This window comes from Variovorax sp. AC103 (assembly GCF_979254005.1).
Genome location: NZ_CEEDFC010000001.1, coordinates 351,165 through 369,714, shown reverse-complemented (window position 1 = coordinate 369,714; position 18,550 = coordinate 351,165). Strand labels below are relative to the sequence as shown.

Genomic DNA, 18,550 nt, shown 5'->3' with positions numbered 1-18,550 from the left:
CATGATCACCGCAACCACAACCACCCCCGCGACCACCGGCACCGGCACCCCGCCGAAGAAGTACTACCGCTTCAAGCCGCTGAACATCGGCCGCATCCTGATCTGGTCGCTGTTCGCGCTGCTGCTGATCGTGGCGCCGATGCTCTTCAAGAGCAGCCTGGCGCTCACCATGCTGTCGCAGATCGGCTACCTGATCATCATCTGCCTGAGCTACAACATCCTGCTGGGGCAGGGCGGCATGCTCAGCTTCGGGCATGCGGTGTACGTGGGCCTGGGCTCGTTCATCGCCATCCACACCATGAACCTGGCCAGCGCCGGCAAGCTGCCGATTCCGCTGGTGCTCATTCCGCTCGTGGGTGGGCTGGGCGGCATGTTCTTCGCCATGGTGTTCGGCTATGTGTCGACCAAGAAGTCGGGCACCACCTTCGCGATGATCACGCTCGGCCTCGGCGAGCTGGTGGCGGCCATGGCGCTGATGTTCCCCAGCTTCTTCGGCGGCGAAGGCGGCATCACCACCAACCGCGTGTACGGCACGTCGTTCTTCGGCATCACCTTCGGGCCGCAGAACCAGGTGTACTACCTGATCGCGGTGTACTGCTTCATCTGCACCGCGCTGATGTTCGCCTTCACCGGCACGCCGCTCGGACGCATGCTGAACGCGGTGCGCGACAACCCGGAGCGCGTGGAGTTCATCGGCTACAACACGCAGCGCGTGCGCTACTTCGCCTTCATCATCGCGGGCTTCTTCGCGGGCATCGGCGGCGGGCTGGCGGCCATCAACTTCGAGATCGTGAACGCGGCCGACAGCCTGAACGGGCTGCGCTCGGGCAGCTACCTGCTGTTCACCTTCCTGGGCGGTGCGACCTTCTTCTTCGGGCCGATCATCGGCGCGGCGCTGCTGGTGTTCGCGCTGGTGCTGCTGTCGGAGCTGAGCAAGGCCTGGCTGCTGTACGTGGGCCTGGTGTTCCTGCTGATGGTGATGTTCGCGCCCGGCGGCGTGGCCAGCCTGATCATGATGAACATGCGCGTGGCGCTGTTCGGCAAGATCAAGCGCTTCTACCTGCTGTACGTGGGCCTGTTCATCGGCGCGGCCATCATGCTGGCGGGTGCCGCGGCCATCGTCGAGATGATCTATCACATGCAGCTCAACGCAGCGCTCGGGCCCATGGTGCCGTTCGCGGGTCTGCAGCTCGACACGTCGTCGGCCACCAGTTGGGTCGTCGCTGCGGCCTTGCTGGCAGTGGGCCTGGGCATCTTCGAGGTGGTGCGCAGGCGCTTCGCGAAGGCATGGGGCCAGGCGCAGGAAGAAATCGAAGCCGAGATCAAGCGCCGGGAGGTTGCACAGGCATGACTTACTCACTCGAACTCAAGGGCCTGCGCAAGAGCTTCGGCAAGACCGACATCATCCGCGGGGTCGACCTGGCGGTGAACGCGGGCGAGCGCATCGCGATCATCGGGCCGAACGGCGCGGGCAAGTCCACGCTGTTCAACCTGATCAGCGGGCGCCTGGCGCCCACCAGCGGCGAGGTGCTGCTGAACGGCCAGCGCATCGACGGCAAGCAGCCCTACGAAATCAACCGCATGGGGCTGTCGCGCAGTTTCCAGATCACCAACATCTTTCCGAAGCTGAGCGTGTTCGAGAACCTGCGCTGCGGTGTGCTGTGGAGCCTGGGCTACAAGTACACCTTTCTGCGCTTTCTGTCGAACCTGGACGACGCCAACGAGCGCACCGAGGAACTCATCAAGCAGATCGGGCTGGAGAAGAAGCGCGACGTGCACGCGGTGAACCTCACGTACGCCGAGCAGCGCGCGCTGGAAATCGGCGTGACCATCGCGGGCGGTGCGAACGTCATCCTGCTGGACGAGCCCACGGCGGGCATGAGCAAGACGGAAACCTCGCACTTCATCTCGCTGATCAAGCACGTCACGGTCGGCAAGACGCTGCTGACGGTGGAGCACGACATGGGTGTGGTGTTCGGGCTGGCCGACAAGATCGCGGTGGTGGTGTATGGCGAGATCATCGCCTTCGATTCGCCGGCTGCCGTGCGTGCCAATGCGCGCGTGCAGGAGGCATACCTGGGCTCGTCGGTTGCCGATGCGCAAGGGGCGGGACACTGACAACATGCTGAAGCTTCAAGACATCCACGCCTACTACGGCAAGAGCCATGTGCTGCATGGCGTTTCCTTCGACGTGAACCCCGGCGAGATCGTCGCACTGCTGGGCCGCAACGGCTCGGGCCGCTCGACCACCGCCAAGGCCATCATGGGCCTGGTGCATGCCGAGGGCGGACTGCACTGGAAGGGGCAGGACATCCTGCGCCGCAAGGCCTACGAAATTGCACATTTCGGCATCGGCTACGTGCCCGAGAACCGCGACATCTTTCCCAAGCTCACGGTGCACCAGAACCTGCTGCTGGGACAGAAGGGCACCGGCAAGGGCAGCCGCTGGCAGTTCGACGACATGTACGGCATGTTCCCGCGCCTGAAGGAGCGCCAGCACACCGAAGCCGGCGTGCTGTCGGGCGGCGAGCAGCAGATGCTCACGCTGTGCCGCACGCTCATGGGCGACCCCGACCTGATCATCATCGACGAGCCGACCGAAGGCCTTGCGCCCAAGATCGTCGAGCTGGTGGGGCAGTATCTGCGCACGCTGAAGGACAAGGGCATCTCGGTGCTGCTGATCGAGCAGAAGCTCACCATTGCCATGCAGATCTCGGACCGCGCGCTCGTCATGGGCCACGGCAGCATCGTGTTCGACGGCACGCCCGACAGCCTGCGCGCGGATGCCACCACGCGCAAGGAATGGCTGGAGGTTTGACACCCCCGGAATCCGGGCCACGCCCCGGATTCCCCTTGTCCCGGCAGCGACTGCATGCCATTGTTGCGTCGCGACAAAAGCCTAGAATCCCCCGAAAAAGAACACTCGTGCTTTTTCTTCTTTTTCTTCACACACCAAGGAACGCAGCATGACGGCTGAATACAAAGTGCTCGGCGACGTCGCCGTGATCACCATGACCAACCCGCCGGTCAACGGTCTCGGCTTCTCGACGCGCATCGGCATCACCGACGGCCTCGCCAAGGCCAATGCCGACGACGCCGTCAAGGCCATCGTCATCACCGGCGCCGGCAAGGCGTTCTCGGGCGGTGCGGACATCAAGGAATTCGGCACGCCCAAGGCGCTGCAAGAGCCCAACCTGCTGAGCGTGATCCTCGCGCTCGAAGCGTCTCCCAAGCCCATCGTCGCGGCCATCCACTCGGTGTGCATGGGCGGCGGCCTCGAGCTGGCGCTGGGTTGCCACTACCGCGTGGCCGCGCCCGGCACCAGCGTCGCACTGCCCGAAGTCAAGCTGGGCCTCATTCCCGGCGCCGGCGGCACGCAGCGCCTGCCGCGCGTGATCGGTGTCGAGACCGCGTTGAACATGATCGTCAGCGGCGAGCCCGTGAAGAGCGAACTGCTCGCGAGCCTGCCTGGGCAGAAGCTGTTCGACCGGCTGGCTGCATCGACCGAATCGGTGTTCGAAGAGGCCGTGGCCTTCGCCAAGAGCGTGGGCGGCAAGACCGGTGAAGCGCATCCGCTGGTGCGCAACCTGCCGTGCAAGCATCCGCAAGGCGACGCCTACTTCCAGTTCGCCAAGAACATGGTCGGCGGCATGTCGAAGAACTACCCCGCGCCGCTGCAATGCGTGGACGCCGTGCAGGCCGCCACCAAGCTGAAGTTCGACGCCGGCATGGCGGAAGAGCGCCGCATCTTCACCTCGCTGATGTTCACGCCCGAATCGCTGGCACTGCGCCACCTGTTCATGGCCGAGCGCGCCGCGAGCAAGATTCCCGACGTGGCCGAAGACACGCCCAAGCGCGACATCAAGGCCGTGGGCGTCATCGGCGCCGGCACCATGGGTGGCGGCATCTCGATGAACTTCCTGAACGCGGGCATCCCCGTCAAGATCCTCGAAATGAAGCAAGAGGCGCTCGACCGTGGCGTCGCCACCATCAAGAAGAACTACGAAGCCCAGGTCAAGAAGGGCAAGCTCAAGCAGGACAAGTACGAGCAGCGCATGGCGCTCCTGAGCACCACGCTGAGCTACGACGACCTGAAGGACGCCGACCTGATCATCGAGGCCGTGTTCGAAGAGTTGGGCGTCAAGGAAAAGGTGTTCAAGGAACTCGACCGCGTCGCCAAGAAGGGCGCGATCCTGGCCTCGAACACCTCCACGCTCGACGTCGACAAGATCGCCGCCTTCACCGACCGTCCGCAGGACGTGGTCGGCATGCACTTCTTCAGCCCCGCCAACGTGATGAAGCTGCTCGAAGTGGTGCGCGGCAAGGCCACGGGCAAGGACGTGCTGGCCACGGTCATGGCCATTGGCAAGAAGATCAAGAAGACCGCGGTGGTCTCCGGCGTGTGCGACGGCTTCATCGGCAACCGCATGATCGAGCAGTACTCGCGCCAGGCCGGTTTCCTGCTGGACGAAGGCGCGCTGCCGCAGCAGGTCGACAAGGCCATCGAGAAGTTCGGCTTTGCCATGGGCCCGTTCCGCATGGGCGACCTGGCCGGCAACGACATCGGCTGGGCCATTCGCAAGCGCCGCGCCACCGAGCGCGCCGACATGAAGTACAGCCGTACGGCCGACAAGCTCTGCGAGCTGGGCCGCTTCGGCCAGAAGACCGGCGCAGGGTGGTACGACTACCAGGCCGGCAAGCGCGACGCGATTCCTTCGGAGCTCGTCAACAAGATGATCGAGGACCACCGCAAGGAACTGGGCATCACGCCGCGCAAGATTTCCGATGAAGAAATCGTGCAGCGCCTGGTGTACGCGCTGGTCAACGAAGGCGCGCACATCCTCGAAGACGGCATCGCCTCGAAGTCCGGCGACATCGACATGGTGTACCTCACGGGCTACGGCTTTCCGATCTGGCGCGGCGGCCCGATGCACTACGCATCGCAGGTCGGCCTGTACAACGTGGCCGAGACGATGAAGCGCTTTGCGAAGAACCCGCTCGACGACGCCGAGTTCTGGCAGCCCGCGCCGCTGATCCAGAAGCTGGTGGCCGAAGGCAAGTCCTTCGGCTGAGACTGAACCGCGCCCAGGGCCAAACCGCCAATGTTGAAACGCATCTTTCTCGGGCTGCTGCTGGCCATCGTGTTGCTGGTGGCCGCCGTGGCGGTGAAGACCTGGACCACGCCGACGCAGCAGCTGGCGGTGGCGCCGGCAGCCAAGCTGAACATCGACCTGCAGGCGGCCGCCAAGCGGCTGTCTACAGCGATCACGTTCCGCACCGTTTCCAGCCTTGACGACTCGGCCGCCAACCTGGCCGAGTTCGACAAGCTGCACGCCTACCTCGAGCAGCAATTCCCCAAGGTCCACGCCACCCTGAAGAAGGAAGTCGTGGGCAACAAGGCGCTGCTCTACACATGGACCGGCACCGATCCGCAAGCCAAGCCCATCGCGCTGATGGCGCACCAGGACATGGTGCCCATCGCTCCGGGCACCGAGAAGGCCTGGACGGTCGACCCCTTCGCGGGCGAGATCAAGGACGGCTTCATCTGGGGCCGCGGCACGCTCGACAACAAGAGCAATCTTTTCGCGCAGATGGAAGCCATCGAGCTGCTCATCGGCGCAGGCTTCAAGCCGAAGCAAACCGTCTACCTCGTGATGGGTGACGACGAAGAGGTCAGCGGCCTGCGCGGCGCGCTGCCCATTGCCGAGCTGCTCAAGTCGCGCAACGTGCGCCTGGACTGGGTGCTCGACGAAGGCCTGCTGGTGCTCGACGGCGTGCTGCCGGGCCTGAGCAAGCCCGCGGCACTCATCGGCCTGGCGGAAAAGGGCTACGGCACCTTCTTCCTGTCGCTCGATACGGCCCCCGGCCATTCGTCGATGCCGCCGCAGCACAGCGCCATCGGCAGCATGAGCGCGGCGCTCGCACGGCTCGAAGCCCACCCGATGCCCGGCAACATCCAGGGCGTGGCCGGCCAGATGTTCGGCGCGCTGGCCCCCGAGATGAGCGGCGTCAACCGCGTGATGCTGTCCAACCTGTGGCTCACCGAGCCGCTGGTGCGTGGCCAGCTCGAGAAAAGCCCGAGCAGCAACGCCATGCTGCGCACGACCACCGCGCTGACCATCGTGCGCGCCGGCAACAAGGACAACGTGCTGCCCGGGCGCGCCGAGGCCGCCGTCAATTTCCGCATCCTGCCGGGCGACTCGCTGGCCAGCGTCGAGGCGCACCTGCGCAAGACCCTGGCCAACGACGACATCAAGATCAAGCAGTATCCCGGCAACGCCGAGCCGTCGCCCGTGTCGTCGACCGACAGCACCGGCTACCGCGCGATCCAGCAGGCGGTGCGCCAGAGCTTTCCCGACGCGGTGGTGGCCCCCGGCCTCATGACCGCCGCGACCGACTCGCGCCACTTCAGCCTCGTGAGCGACGCCGTCTTCCGCTTCTCGCCGTTCCGGGTGAAGGGCGAGGACCTGGCACGCTTTCACGGCAACAACGAACGCCTGGCCATCTCGAACTACGGCGAGATGATCGGCTTCTATCACCAGCTCCTGAGCAACACCCTCGCTGCTCCGGCGCCATGACGACCCCCTCTTTTCCCTTCCATCTTCAAAGGACCTCACCATGACCAGCGCCGTCATCGTTTCCACCGCCCGCACGCCGCTCGCGAAGAGCTGGAAGGGTGCCTTCAACATGACGCACGGCGCTACGCTCGGCGGCCATGCGGTACAGCATGCGGTGCAGCGCGCCGGCATCGACCCCGCCTCGGTGGACGACGTGATCATGGGCTGCGCCACACCCGAAGGCGCGACCGGCTCCAACATCGCGCGCCAGATCGCGCTGCGGGCCGGCCTGCCCATCACCACCTCGGGCATGACCATCAACCGCTTCTGCTCCTCGGGCCTGCAGACCATCGCCACCGCCGCGCAACGCATCATTGCGGGCGAAGGCGAGGTGTACGTGGCCGGCGGCGTCGAGAGCATCTCGTGCGTGCAGAACGAAGCCAACAAGCACATGCTGGCCGACCCCTGGCTCGTGAAGCACAAGCCCGAGATCTACTGGAACATGCTGCAGACGGCCGAGCAGGTCGCCAAGCGCTACAACATCGGCCGCGACGCCATGGACGAGTACGGCGCCGCCAGCCAGCAGAAGGCCACGGCCGCGCTGGAAGCCGGCCGCTTCAAGGAAGAAATCGCCCCCATCACCGTGCTGGCCGGCGTGGCCGACCCCGTGCTGGGCCTGCGCACCAAGGAAGTCACCGTCGAGAACGACGAAGGCATTCGCGCGGGCACCACCAAGGAAGGCATCAGCGGCATCCGCCCGGCCATGCCCGGCGGCCTGATCTCGGCCGGCAATGCCAGCCAGTTCTCCGATGGCGGCGGCGCCTGCGTGGTGGTCGACGAAAAGTACGCCGAGCAGAAGGGCCTGAAGCCCCTGGGCCGCTTCCTCGGCTTCGCCGTGGCCGGCTGCGAGCCCGACGAAATGGGCATCGGCCCGGTCTTCGCCATTCCGAAGGTGCTCAAGCGCCTGGGCCTCACGGTCAACGACATCGACCTGTGGGAGCTGAACGAAGCCTTCGCCGTGCAGGTCATCTACTGCCGCGACAAGCTGGGCATTCCGGCCGACCGCCTGAACGTGGACGGCGGCGCCATCGCGGTAGGCCACCCCTACGGCGTGAGCGGCCAGCGCCTGACGGGCCACGCGCTCATCGAGGGCAAGCGCCGCGGCGCGAAGAAGGTCGTGGTCACGATGTGCATCGGCGGCGGCATGGGCGCCGCGGGCGTGTTCGAGGTCCTGTAAGCATGTCCGGCTTGGGCCACGACCAGCAGGTCTCGCCCGAAGCCGTTCTGGCCTACGGGCGCGGCGTGCTCGCATCGCAGCCGTTCAGCGTGCTGATCGGCGCGCAGCTGCACGCGCTCGCGCCCGGCCATGCCGAAATCCAGCTGCCGCTCGGCGCGCAGCTCAAGCAGCAGAACGGCTTCGCCCACGGCGGCATCGTGAGCTACATGGCCGACAACGCGCTGACCTTTGCCGGCGGCACGGCGCTGCGCGTGCCGGTGGTGACCTCCGAATTCAAGATCAACTACGTGCGGCCCGCCCTCGGCGAGCGGCTGGTCGCGCGTGCCAGGGCCGTGCACACCGGCAGTTCGCAGGCGGTCTGCACCTGCGAGATCTTTGTGCTGGCCGACGGCGTGGAGAAGCTCTGCGCGCTGGCGCAGGGCACCATCGCGAAGTTGCCCGATTCCCCGAAGAAGCAAGACGACCGAAGAGACACACCATGAGCCTGCGTTCCACCCTCGACTTCCTGCTCTACGACTGGCTCGACGCCGAGTCGCTCAACCAGCGCGAACGCTTTGCCGATCACTCGCGCGAAACCTTCGACGCGGTGCTCGACACCTGCGAGCGCATCGCGCGCGAGAAATACGCGCCGTTCAACCGCACCGTGGACACGCAGGAGCCGCACTTCGACGGCGAGAAGGTCGTTCTTCCGAAGGCCACGCACGACGCGCACAAGGCCTTCGTCGAGTCGGGAATGATGAGCGCCGCGCAGGACTACGACATCGGCGGCATGCAGCTGCCCTACACGCTGTCGGCCGCGGCCAACAGCTTCTTCGCGATGGCCTCGGTGAGCATCGGCTCCAACATGCTCACCAGCGGCAACGCCAACCTGCTGATGGTGCACGGCACCGAGATGCAGAAAGAGGTGTTCGCCAAGAACGAGTTCTCGGGCCGCTGGGCCGGCACCATGTGCCTGTCGGAGCCGCAGGCCGGCTCGTCGCTGAGCGACGTGGCCACGCGCGCGGTCCCCGACGGCGCCGACTTCCAGGCCGACCCGCTGGGCCCGCGCTATCGCCTCACAGGCAACAAGATGTGGATCTCGTCGGGCGACCACGAGCTGACGGAGAACATCGTGCACATCGTGCTGGCCAAGATTCCCGACGAGAACGGCAAGCTGGTGCCGGGCACGCGCGGCATTTCGCTGTTCATCGTGCCCAAGCGCATGGTCGACACGCAGGGCGCGCTGACCGGCGAGCGCAACGACGTGGCGCTGGCGGGCCTGAACCACAAGCTGGGCTGGCGCGGCACCACCAACACGCTGCTGAACTTCGGCGAAGGCAAGTACCCGGTCGACGGCAAGGCGGGGGCGGTGGGCTACCTGGTCGGCGAGCCAGGCAAGGGCCTGCACTGCATGTTCCACATGATGAACGAGGCGCGCATCGGCGTCGGCACGGCCGCCACCATGCTGGGCATGGCGGGGTACCACGCCTCGCTCGAATACGCGAAGAGCCGTCCGCAGGGACGGCTGGTGAAGAAGCCCGAGACCGCCGGCACCGCCGTCGCCAAGGACTCGGCCGCGCCGCAGGTGCGCATCATCGAGCACGCCGACGTGCGGCGCATGCTGCTGGCGCAGAAGTCGTATTGCGAGGGCGCGCTGGCGCTGGAGCTGTACTGCGCACGCCTGGTCGACGAGCAGAAGACCGGCGACGCGCAAGCCGCCGACGACGCCCGCCTGCTGCTGGAGGTGCTCACGCCCATTGCCAAGAGCTGGCCCAGCGAGTGGTGCCTGGAGGCGAATTCGCTGGCCATCCAGGTGCACGGCGGCTACGGCTACACGCGCGATTTTCCGGTGGAGCAGTACTGGCGCGACAACCGGCTGAACATGATCCACGAGGGCACGCACGGCATCCAGGCGGCCGACCTGCTGGGCCGCAAGGTGCTGATGGAAAAGGGCCGTGGCCTGCAACTGCTGGCCGGGCGCATGACCGGCACCATCGGCCGCGCGGCCAAGGTGCCGTCGCTGGCGGCCCACGCCAAGGCGCTGGGCGCCGCGCTGCAGCGCATCGGCAGCGCGACCGAGGCCGCCTGGTCCACCGGCGACCCGGCGGATGCACTGGCCAATGCGGTGCCCTACATGCAGGCCTTCGGCCACACGGTGCTGGCCTGGATCTGGCTCGACGTGGCGCAAAGGGCCCTGGACATCGACGGTGAAAAGGCGAGGGCGGTAACAGCTGGCAAGATTGGCGCCACGGACTATTTCTTCCACTACGAGCTGCCCAAAATCGGTGCCTGGCTCCAGGTGGTCGAAACCCGCGACCCGACCTGTACCGCTTTGCCCGAGGACGCCTTTTGATGGCCATCAACAATTCGCCGAACGCCAACCCCACCCCGAACACCTCGCCCCCCGCCGCCAAGCCGCCGAAGCCGCATGCGCGGCTCGAAAAGTGGATCTGGATCCTGATCTACGGCGGCCTGTTCGTCATGATCCTCGGCATTGCCACCGGCCGCACCGATGCGGCGCTGGGCTGGACCATCGCCGTGCCCGGTGCCATCGTGGCCGCCGTCGGCTTCGTGCTGATCTACGTGCGTTCGCGCCTGCCCGACAACGTGACCCCCGGCACCAAAAAGTAAGAAGAGAACGACGAGGCCCCGCCATGCTCAAGCACATCGTGATGTGGAAGTTCAAGGAACACGCCGAGGGCGCCGACAAGGCGACCAACCTTCTGAAAGCCAAGGCGTTGCTCGACGCCTGCGCCAAGCTGTCGCCCGGCACGCATTGCTTCGAGGTGGCCATTGCCCAGCCCGGGCTGGAAGCCACTTACGACCTGGTGCTGTACGCCGAATTCACCGACGCCGCCGCGCTCGCGGCCTATGCGGACCATCCGCAGCACGTGGCGCTCAAGCCTTTCATCGGCGCGGTTCGCGAAGCCCGCCAGTGCATGGACTACGAGACCTGAACCCGACCCTTCCACAAGCAACGGAGACACCCCATGACGCCCCGCAACATCAAACAGCTGTTCGACCTCACCGGCAAGACCGCACTCATCACCGGCGGCTCGCGCGGCCTGGGCCTGCAGATGGCCCACGCGCTGGGCGAAGCCGGCGCCAGGATCATGCTGAGTTCGCGCAAGGCCGACGACCTGGAACAAGCCGCCGCCGAGCTGCAGGCCGCCGGCATCGACGCGCGCTGGATCGCCGCCGACTGCTCGAAGGAAGAAGACACCCGCCGCCTGGCCGACGAGACGCTGGAGCGCATGGGCGCCGTCGACATCCTCATCAACAACGCCGGCGCCAGCTGGGGCGCGCCGGCCGAAAGCCACCCGGTCGAGGCCTGGGACAAGGTGATGAACCTCAACGTGCGCGGCTACTTCATCCTGTCGCAGCAGATCGCCAACGGCTACATGATTCCGAAGAAGACGGGGCGCATCATCAACATCGCCTCGATCGCCGGCCTCAACGGCAACGGCCCGGGCATGCAGACGCTGGCCTACAACACCTCGAAGACAGCGGTCATCGGTTTCACCAAGACGCTGGCCGCCGAGTGGGGCCGGTACGGCATCAACGTGAACGCCATCTGCCCGGGCTTCTTCATGACGAAGATGGCCGCGGGGCTGATCAAGTCGCTCGGCGAGGACAACATGGCTGCCGCCGCACCGCTCGGGCGCCTCGGCGACGAGGAAGACCTGAAGGGCATCACGCTGCTGTACGCGAGCGATGCCGGCAAGCACATCACCGGCCAGTGGATGGCGGTGGATGGCGGCGTCAGCGTGGTGCTCGGGGCCTGAGATGTCTGCTTCCGATTCCAGCGACATCAACATCCGCTCCTACACGAGCCAGATTCCGTTCGCCCGCCATCTCGGCTTCGAGTTGACGAAGTTCGAGGGCGGCGAGTCCGAGATCCTGTACACCGCCAAGCCCGAACACCTGAACACCTTCGACGTGACACACGGCGGTGCCTGCATGACGCTGCTGGACATCACCATGGCCGCCGCCGCGCGCAGCGTGTCGCCCGAGTCCGGCGTGGTCACCATCGAGATGAAGACCAGCTTCATGCAGCCCTCCGTCGGCCCGCTGCACGCGCGCGGCACGCTCATTCACCGCACCGCCACGCTGGCCTTCACCGAAGCCAAGATCTACGACGCGCACGAGCGCGTGTGCGCCCATGCCACCGGCACCTTCAAGTACGTGAAGCGGCGCCTCCCCACGAGCCCGACGAGCGTCAACGAGATGCGCCCGCCTTCCACCGATTAATTGCATTTCCCAGCAGGAGCCATTCATGCCCACCAACAAGCAGATCCATCTCGACAACCGCCCCGAAGGCGAGGCCACGGCCTCCAACTTCAAGCTCGTCACGAGCGAGACGCCCGCGCTCAATGACAACCAGGTGCTGGTGCGCCACCACTACATGAGCCTCGACCCGTACATGCGCGGGCGCATGAACGACTCGAAGAGCTACACGGCCAACCAGCCCGTGGGCCAGGTCTTCCAGGGCGGCACCGTCGGCGAAGTGGTCGAGAGCAAGCACCCCAAGTACGCCGTGGGCGACAAGGTGGTCGGCTTCGGCGGCTGGCAGGAATACAGCGTGGTCGATGCCTCGCAGCCCGGCGCGCTGAAGAAGGTCGACACCACGCACGTGCCGCTGTCGCACTACCTCGGCGCGGTCGGCATGCCCGGCGTCACCGCCTGGTACGGCCTGGTGAAGATCATTGCGCCCAAGGCCGGCGAGACCGTGGTCATCACGGCGGCCAGCGGCGCGGTCGGCAGCGCCTTCGGCGCGCTGGCCAAGGCACGCGGCCTGCGTGTGGTCGGCATCGCGGGCGGCCCCGACAAGTGCAAGTACGTGACCGACGAACTCGGCTTCGACGCATGCATCGACTACAAGCAGCACCCCGACGTCAAGAGCATGAGCGCCGCCTTGAAGGAAGCCTGCCCGAACGGCATCGACGGCTACTTCGAGAACGTGGGCGGCTACATCTTCGACGCCGTGCTGCTGCGCTGCAATGCGTTCGCTCGCGTGGCGCTGTGCGGAATGATCGCCGGCTACGACGGCGCGCCGCTGCCGCTCGCGAACCCGGCGCTGATCCTCATCAACCGCCTGAAGATCGAAGGCTTCATCGTCAGCGAGCACATGGAGGTGTGGCCGGAGGCGCTGGCCGAGCTCGGTGCGCTGGTGGGCAGCGGCAAGCTCAAGCCGCGCGAGTCGGTTGCGCAGGGCATCGAGGCGGCACCCGAGGCCTTCCTGGGGCTGCTGAAGGGCAAGAACTTCGGCAAGCAACTGGTCAAGCTGATCTGAGCCGATTCTTTCAAAACCACCTCACCGGAACGACCATGGCAGACCTCATCCTTCACCACTACCTGACATCGCCGTTCTCGGAGAAGGTGCGGCTCATCCTCGGTGCCAAGAAGCTGCCGTGGAAGTCGGTCTTCATCCCGCCGATCATGCCCAAGCCCGACGTGGAAGTGCTCACCGGCGGCTACCGCAAGACGCCGTTCCTGCAGATCGGCGCCGACATGTACTGCGACAGCGCGCTCATCGCCGACGTGCTGGAGCACCTGGCGCCCGAACCCACGCTCTACCCGGAGCCCGAGAAGGGCATGTCGCGCATCCTCGCGCAGTGGGCCGACACCACGCTGTTCTGGGCCGCCATGGCCTGGAACCTGCAGCCCAAGGGGGCGGCCGAAGTGTTCGCCAAGGCCCCGCCCGAGGCGCTGAAGGCCTTCGGCGAAGACCGCGGCAAGATGAGCGCGGGCAACATGACCCGGCTGCGCCCGGCCGATGCCACCAGCGCCTACAAGTCGTACCTGCGCCGCCTGTCGGACATGCTCGACGACAAGCCCTTCCTGCTGGGCGAGGTGCCCAGCATCGCCGACTTCTCGGCCTACCACCCGCTCTGGTACACGCGCCGCATCGAGTCGGTGCGCACCATCCTCGACCTCACGCCCGCGGTGGTCGACTGGATGGACCGCATGGCCGCCATCGGCCACGGCGTGCCCGAGAAGTTCACCAGCGACGAGGCCATCGCCGTGGCCAAGGCCGCCACGCCGCACTCGCTGCTGACCGACAGCACCTTCCAGGACGACCACGGCATTCCGCTCGGTACGGCCGTCACCGTTCGCGCCGAAAGCTTCGGCCTCGAGGAAACGCCAGGCACGCTGGTCGCGGCCACGCGCACCCACTACACGCTGGAGCGCAGCGACGAGCGCGTGGGCACGGTGCACGTGCACTTCCCGCGCATCGGCTACGTGCTGAAGAAAGCGGACGCCTGACATCGCGATCGCCCGGCCGGGGCACCTTCGTGACTGCGCTCGCGCGCGTTCCGTATTTCAATGGCAGCTCCAACGTCAGAGACATTCAACAGAAGGACACCGGCAAATGATTCAGGACTTCAAGGGCAAGACGGCCGTACTCACCGGCGCGGGCTCGGGCTTCGGCCTCGAATGCGCACGCATCGGCGCGGCACGCGGCATGAACCTCGTGCTGGTCGATGTGCAGCAGGACGCACTCGACAAGGCCCAGGCCGAGATGGAAGCCGCCGGTGCGCAGGTGCTGGCGCGCAAGGTCGACGTGTCCGACGCCGCGCAGATGGAAGCACTGGCCGCCGCCGTGAAGGAACGCTTCGGCGCGCCGCACTTCGTGTTCAACAACGCGGGCGTGGGCGCCGGCGGCCTGGTGTGGGAAAACACCGTGGCCGACTGGGAGTGGGTGCTGGGCGTGGACCTGTGGGGCGTGATCCACGGCGTGCGCCTGTTCACGCCGATGATGCTCGAGGCCGCCGCGAAAGACCCGGCCTACCGCGGCCACATCACCAACACCGCCAGCATGGCCGGGCTGCTCACGCCGCCGAACATGGGCATCTACAACGCGGCCAAGGCGGCCGTGGTGAGCCTCACCGAGACGATGTACCAGGACCTGAACCTCGTCACCGACCAGATCGGCGCGAGCCTGCTGTGCCCGTACTTCGTGCCCACCGGCATCACCAGCAGCGAGCGCAACCGGCCCAATGCGCCCAAGGACAGCGAGCTCACCAAGAGCCAGCTCATCGGCCAGGCCATGAGCAACAAGGCGGTGAGCAGCGGCAAGATCACGGCGGCCGAAGTGGCGGCCAAGGTGTTCGACGCCATCACCGCCAACCAGTTCTACGTGTACAGCCACCCGAAGGCGCTGGGCAACGTGCGCAGCCGCATGGAGAACATCGTGTCGGGCAGCAACCCGGCCGACCCGTTCATGGAGCGGCCCGAGATCGGGCAGAAGCTGCGCGAGCAATTGCGCTCGGCCTGAACCGCTGCTTTTTCAGGAGCCCTACAACCCGTCCACCAGCGTCTGGACGCGGGTGAGCGCGGCGGCCATCGACTGTTGGAACAGGTCGCCGGGGTCCTCGGCATGCTCGACAGTCACGCTGTGCATTTCCGTGAGCCCGAGCAGCGCCAGCGGGCTCGCGATGCCGGGCGTCAGCAGGTCCATGCTGGCCTGGAGGCCGCCCGGCCCGTAGCCGCTGCTGCCGCATGACGCGAGCAGCACCGTGAGGCGATGGCGTTCGGCCAGCAGCGGCACATAGGGGTTCTCGCGGCTGCGGTCGAAGTCGAAGGTCGCGCCGATGCGCACGATGTTGTCGATCCATGCCTTCAGCGGCGCCGGCATGCCGAAGTTGTACATCGGCACCCCGATCACCAACACGTCCGCACGGCGGAGTTCCGCGATCAGCGCATCGCTTTCTTCAAGCACCGCATGCATCCACGGTTCGCGCCCGGCGGCCGGCGTGTAGCCCGCTGCGATCCATTCACCGGTGATGTGGCCCGGCGGCGTGGCGCCTATGTCGCGGTAGATCACTTCATCGTCGGGCCGCGCGGCGCGCCAGGTCGACACGAAATGGTGGCTCAGCCGGCGCGAATGCGAGCCGTGCACGTGCGTGCCCGAACGGCCGGGGCGGGCGCTGGCGTCGATGTGGAGCAGGGTGGTCATGGTGCGGTCCTCGTTGACGGAGTCGATGGATGAAGTGGATTCAGCTGTCTGCTTGACATGGTTCTCAATCTATCCAAGCATCTAGAGCGTGACAAACGACGATTTTTTTGCGCTGCTGAAAATTGAATTCATTCATGGACAACCCCCGTCAACTCCCGCCGCTGGCGTCGCTGCGCGCTTTCGAGGCCGCCGCGCGGCACTGCAGCGCCAAGCTCGCGGCGAGCGAGCTTTCGGTGACACCCACGGCCATCAGCCACCAGGTGCGGCAGCTCGAAGAATCGCTCGGCGTGGCGCTCTTCATCCGCCAGCCGAGGCAACTGGTGCTTACGCCGCAGGGCCGCGAACTGCAGGCGGTGCTGGGCGAATCGTTCGATGCCATGGCGAATGCGGTGGTGCGGTTGCGCGCACCGCCCCGCCGCCAGGCGATCACGCTGTCGGCCACACCGGCCGTGGCTGCGCGTTGGCTGTTGCCGCGCGTGAGCAGCCTGCGCGAAAAGCATCCACGGCTGGACCTGCGCATCCATGCGTCGCACGAGGCGGTTGCGCTCGACGGCGTCACCGCCGACATCGCCATCCGATATGGCAAGGGGCAATGGCCCGGCATGGTCGCGGAGAAGCTGTTCGACAACGTCTTTGCACCGGCCTGCAGCCCCGCGCTGAAGCTGCGCCGGCGCGGCGACCTGGCGCGGCATGCGCTGCTGCACTTTTCGCTGCCCCGCAGCAGGAACCAGCCCGGCACCTGGCGCGAGTGGCAGCAGGAGGCGCAGGTGCCGGGCCTCGACGTGTCCGCGGGGCCGGTGTTCTCCGACGAGACGCACACCGTGTCGGCCGCGCTGCAGGGGCAGGGCGTGGCGCTGATGAGCCTTGCGCTGATCGCCGATGAACTGCGCGCGGGCAACCTCGTGCAGCCGTTCGGGCCGCAGTTGCCGGGGCTGCCATTCTTCCTCGTGTGTCCGCAGGCGCGGCGTTCGGAGCCCGCCGTGGCGGCGGTGTTCGAGTGGGTGAAGGGGCTGGCGCCGCTGGATGCGATCGCTTCAGTCCGGGATGCTCGGGGTGCGTCCAATTTCAATAAGGGCAACAAGTCTCCATGAGCGAAGTCCCATTCCGGAAAAACCGAATCCTGACCGACGCGCTGCACGCTCGCTTCCAGGGCCTGGCGATTTCAGTGGAATATGGGAGCGCAGCGTTTGACCAGCCCACCATCGAGCGCTAGCATCGCCTCCGTGTTCACCCCCGCATCCTTGTCCTCTCGCCTCGTGCGCGCATGCTGTTTCAGCGTGCCATGGAGCGCTTGCGGCTAGCGAATCTGTTCACGTCCGCATCCTCGATGGCCACCCGTTGCAAGACCGGTGGCCTTTTTGTTGCCTGCGTTTCTTCCGGCATCACGAAAGCTCGCATGTCCCTTGCCCTGTACGACACCTGGTCGCGCGCCGTGCGGCCATTCGCTCCCTTGCAGCCCAGCCACGTGGGGCTGTATTGCTGCGGACCGACGGTGTACGACCACGCGCACATCGGCAACCTGCGAACCTACGTGTTCGAGGACGTGTTGCGCCGTGTGCTCGAGCTGAACGGGTACGCCGTGCGGCATGTGGTGAACATCACGGACGTGGGCCACCTCGTGTCCGACGCCGACGAGGGCGAAGACAAGATGGAGAAGGGAAGCCGGCGCGCCGGAGAGTCCGCATGGGCCATCGCGCAGCGCTATACCGCTGCCTTCCAGGCCGACTGGCGGGCGCTGAATCTGCTGGAGCCCACGGCCTGGCCGCGTGCCACGGACTACATTCCCGAGCAGATGGCGTTCATCGGCGAGCTGGAGCGCAAGGGCTACACCTACCAGACCGCCGACGGCCTCTACTTCGACACCACGCGACAGGACGACTATGGCCACCTGGCCCGGCTGGACCGCGAAGGCCTGCGGGCCGGAACACGCGTTGCGATGGGTGAGAAGCGCAGCATCTCGGACTTCGCGCTCTGGAAGTTCAGTCCGGCGGGCGCCCATCGGCAAATGGAATGGGACAGCCCCTGGGGGCGCGGCTTTCCCGGCTGGCACATCGAATGCTCGGCCATGTCGGCCGCGCTGCTGGGGCCGTGGTTCGACATTCATTGCGGTGGCGAAGACCACGTCGCGGTGCACCACAGCAATGAGATTGCGCAGACGCAGGCCTGCCACGGCACCCGGCTTGCCAATTTCTGGATGCACGGGCACTTTCTCACGCTGGACGACAGGAAGATGGCCAAGGCGGACGGCGGCTTCCTGCGCCTTCAGACATTGATCGACCAGGGCATCGACCCGATGGCCTATCGCTACCTGTGCCTGACCGCGCACTACCGAAGCACCTTGCGTTTCACGGAAGAGGCGATGAACGCGGCGCAGTCGGCACTGGACAGGCTGCGCAGGGCCTACGCGAGCTGGCCTCGGGGCGGAGCGGCCGATGGTGACTTCGTGGCCCGTTTCGACGCCGAGGTGAACCAGGACTTGAACCTGCCGCGCGCGTTGGCCGTCCTGTGGGAGCTGGTCAGGGGCAATTTGCCGCCGGAGGTCCGACGCGCCACGGTCGACCATTTCGATACCGTGCTCGGGTTGCGCGTGGGTCAGTGGACGCCCCCGCCGCACCGTATGCCCGCGGAGGTTGCCGCGTTGCTTGCCGAACGCCAGGTGGCGCGTGCCGACAAAGACTGGGTGCAGGCCGATCGTCTTCGTGATGCGTTGAGGGCGCTGGGCTGGCAAGTGGAGGATGGCGCTAACGGACAGCAGCCGAGTCCGATCTGACATGGAGAAGGGAGGACGGCGCCTTTTTTTGCGAAGACGGCTGTCAA

19 protein-coding genes are annotated in these 18,550 nt (G+C 66.3%); 18 read left to right on the top strand and 1 reads right to left on the bottom strand.

Annotation, left to right across the window (positions count from 1 at the left end):
- Position 1: 1 nt before the first annotated feature.
- From AC0IYU_RS01715 to AC0IYU_RS01645, 15 genes are all read left to right on the top strand, one after another.
- On the top strand, positions 2-1,351 hold the full coding sequence (locus AC0IYU_RS01715; protein WP_472112300.1) for a branched-chain amino acid ABC transporter permease: 1,350 nt from the start codon (positions 2-4) through the stop codon (positions 1,349-1,351).
- On the top strand, positions 1,348-2,118 hold the full coding sequence (locus tag AC0IYU_RS01710; RefSeq protein WP_435440303.1) for an ABC transporter ATP-binding protein: 771 nt from the start codon (positions 1,348-1,350) through the stop codon (positions 2,116-2,118). The genes AC0IYU_RS01715 and AC0IYU_RS01710 overlap by 4 nt, the downstream gene beginning before the upstream one ends.
- Before the next feature lie 4 nt (positions 2,119-2,122).
- Entirely contained in the window at positions 2,123-2,818 is a 696-nt protein-coding gene (locus AC0IYU_RS01705; protein WP_116909044.1) for an ABC transporter ATP-binding protein, read from the top strand.
- A 148-nt stretch (positions 2,819-2,966) separates the two neighbouring features.
- Positions 2,967-5,072 carry a 3-hydroxyacyl-CoA dehydrogenase NAD-binding domain-containing protein gene (locus AC0IYU_RS01700; protein WP_472112298.1) on the top strand — a complete coding sequence of 702 codons (2,106 nt, stop codon included), beginning with the start codon at positions 2,967-2,969 and terminating at the stop codon, positions 5,070-5,072.
- A gap of 30 nt (positions 5,073-5,102) precedes the next feature.
- Positions 5,103-6,578, top strand: coding sequence for a M20 family peptidase (locus AC0IYU_RS01695; RefSeq protein ID WP_472112295.1), 1,476 nt, complete (start codon positions 5,103-5,105; stop codon positions 6,576-6,578).
- 40 nt (positions 6,579-6,618) lie between these two features.
- Complete coding sequence (locus tag AC0IYU_RS01690) at positions 6,619-7,794, top strand: acetyl-CoA C-acyltransferase (protein ID WP_472112292.1); 1,176 nt, start codon at positions 6,619-6,621, stop codon at positions 7,792-7,794.
- A gap of 2 nt (positions 7,795-7,796) precedes the next feature.
- Positions 7,797-8,276: a PaaI family thioesterase gene (locus AC0IYU_RS01685; protein WP_472112290.1), complete on the top strand. Its 480-nt coding sequence runs from the start codon at positions 7,797-7,799 to the stop codon at positions 8,274-8,276.
- Positions 8,273-10,126, top strand: a complete 1,854-nt coding sequence (locus AC0IYU_RS01680) for an acyl-CoA dehydrogenase (protein ID WP_472112287.1) — start codon at positions 8,273-8,275, stop codon at positions 10,124-10,126. The genes AC0IYU_RS01685 and AC0IYU_RS01680 overlap by 4 nt, the downstream gene beginning before the upstream one ends.
- Positions 10,126-10,404 (top strand): hypothetical protein, encoded by a 279-nt coding sequence (locus AC0IYU_RS01675; RefSeq protein WP_472112285.1) that lies wholly within the window; start codon positions 10,126-10,128, stop codon positions 10,402-10,404. Before AC0IYU_RS01680 ends, AC0IYU_RS01675 begins: the two co-directional genes overlap by 1 nt.
- Positions 10,405-10,427: 23 nt before the next feature.
- Positions 10,428-10,730 carry a Dabb family protein gene (locus AC0IYU_RS01670; RefSeq protein ID WP_472112283.1) on the top strand — a complete coding sequence of 101 codons (303 nt, stop codon included), beginning with the start codon at positions 10,428-10,430 and terminating at the stop codon, positions 10,728-10,730.
- A gap of 33 nt (positions 10,731-10,763) precedes the next feature.
- A complete protein-coding gene (locus AC0IYU_RS01665) occupies positions 10,764-11,558 on the top strand; it encodes an SDR family oxidoreductase (RefSeq protein WP_435440295.1) in 795 nt (264 codons plus the stop codon).
- Between the two features lies 1 nt (position 11,559).
- The gene (locus AC0IYU_RS01660) at positions 11,560-12,024 is read left to right on the top strand and encodes a PaaI family thioesterase (RefSeq protein WP_472112280.1); all 465 of its coding nucleotides are present in this window, start codon (positions 11,560-11,562) and stop codon (positions 12,022-12,024) included.
- 25 nt (positions 12,025-12,049) lie between these two features.
- Entirely contained in the window at positions 12,050-13,066 is a 1,017-nt protein-coding gene (locus AC0IYU_RS01655) for an NADP-dependent oxidoreductase (RefSeq protein ID WP_472112277.1), read from the top strand.
- A gap of 35 nt (positions 13,067-13,101) precedes the next feature.
- Positions 13,102-14,040: a glutathione S-transferase family protein gene (locus tag AC0IYU_RS01650; protein WP_472112274.1), complete on the top strand. Its 939-nt coding sequence runs from the start codon at positions 13,102-13,104 to the stop codon at positions 14,038-14,040.
- Positions 14,041-14,146: 106 nt separating this feature from the next.
- Entirely contained in the window at positions 14,147-15,052 is a 906-nt protein-coding gene (locus AC0IYU_RS01645) for an SDR family oxidoreductase (protein WP_472112272.1), read from the top strand.
- 21 nt (positions 15,053-15,073) lie between these two features.
- On the opposite strand, the gene AC0IYU_RS01640 is transcribed toward AC0IYU_RS01645, so the two are convergent.
- Positions 15,074-15,733, bottom strand: coding sequence for an FMN-dependent NADH-azoreductase (locus tag AC0IYU_RS01640; protein ID WP_472112269.1), 660 nt, complete (start codon positions 15,731-15,733; stop codon positions 15,074-15,076).
- A gap of 134 nt (positions 15,734-15,867) precedes the next feature.
- On the opposite strand from AC0IYU_RS01640, the gene AC0IYU_RS01635 reads away from it, so the two are divergent.
- The 3 genes from AC0IYU_RS01635 (at position 15,868) to cysS (ending at position 18,503) form a co-directional block, all read left to right on the top strand.
- Positions 15,868-16,824, top strand: a complete 957-nt coding sequence (locus tag AC0IYU_RS01635) for a LysR substrate-binding domain-containing protein (protein WP_472112268.1) — start codon at positions 15,868-15,870, stop codon at positions 16,822-16,824.
- Positions 16,821-16,946, top strand: a complete 126-nt coding sequence (locus AC0IYU_RS01630; RefSeq protein ID WP_472112266.1) for a hypothetical protein — start codon at positions 16,821-16,823, stop codon at positions 16,944-16,946. The genes AC0IYU_RS01635 and AC0IYU_RS01630 overlap by 4 nt, the downstream gene beginning before the upstream one ends.
- 183 nt (positions 16,947-17,129) lie before the next feature.
- Positions 17,130-18,503 carry a cysteine--tRNA ligase gene (gene cysS / locus AC0IYU_RS01625; protein WP_472112724.1) on the top strand — a complete coding sequence of 458 codons (1,374 nt, stop codon included), beginning with the start codon at positions 17,130-17,132 and terminating at the stop codon, positions 18,501-18,503.
- Positions 18,504-18,550: the final 47 nt, after the last annotated feature.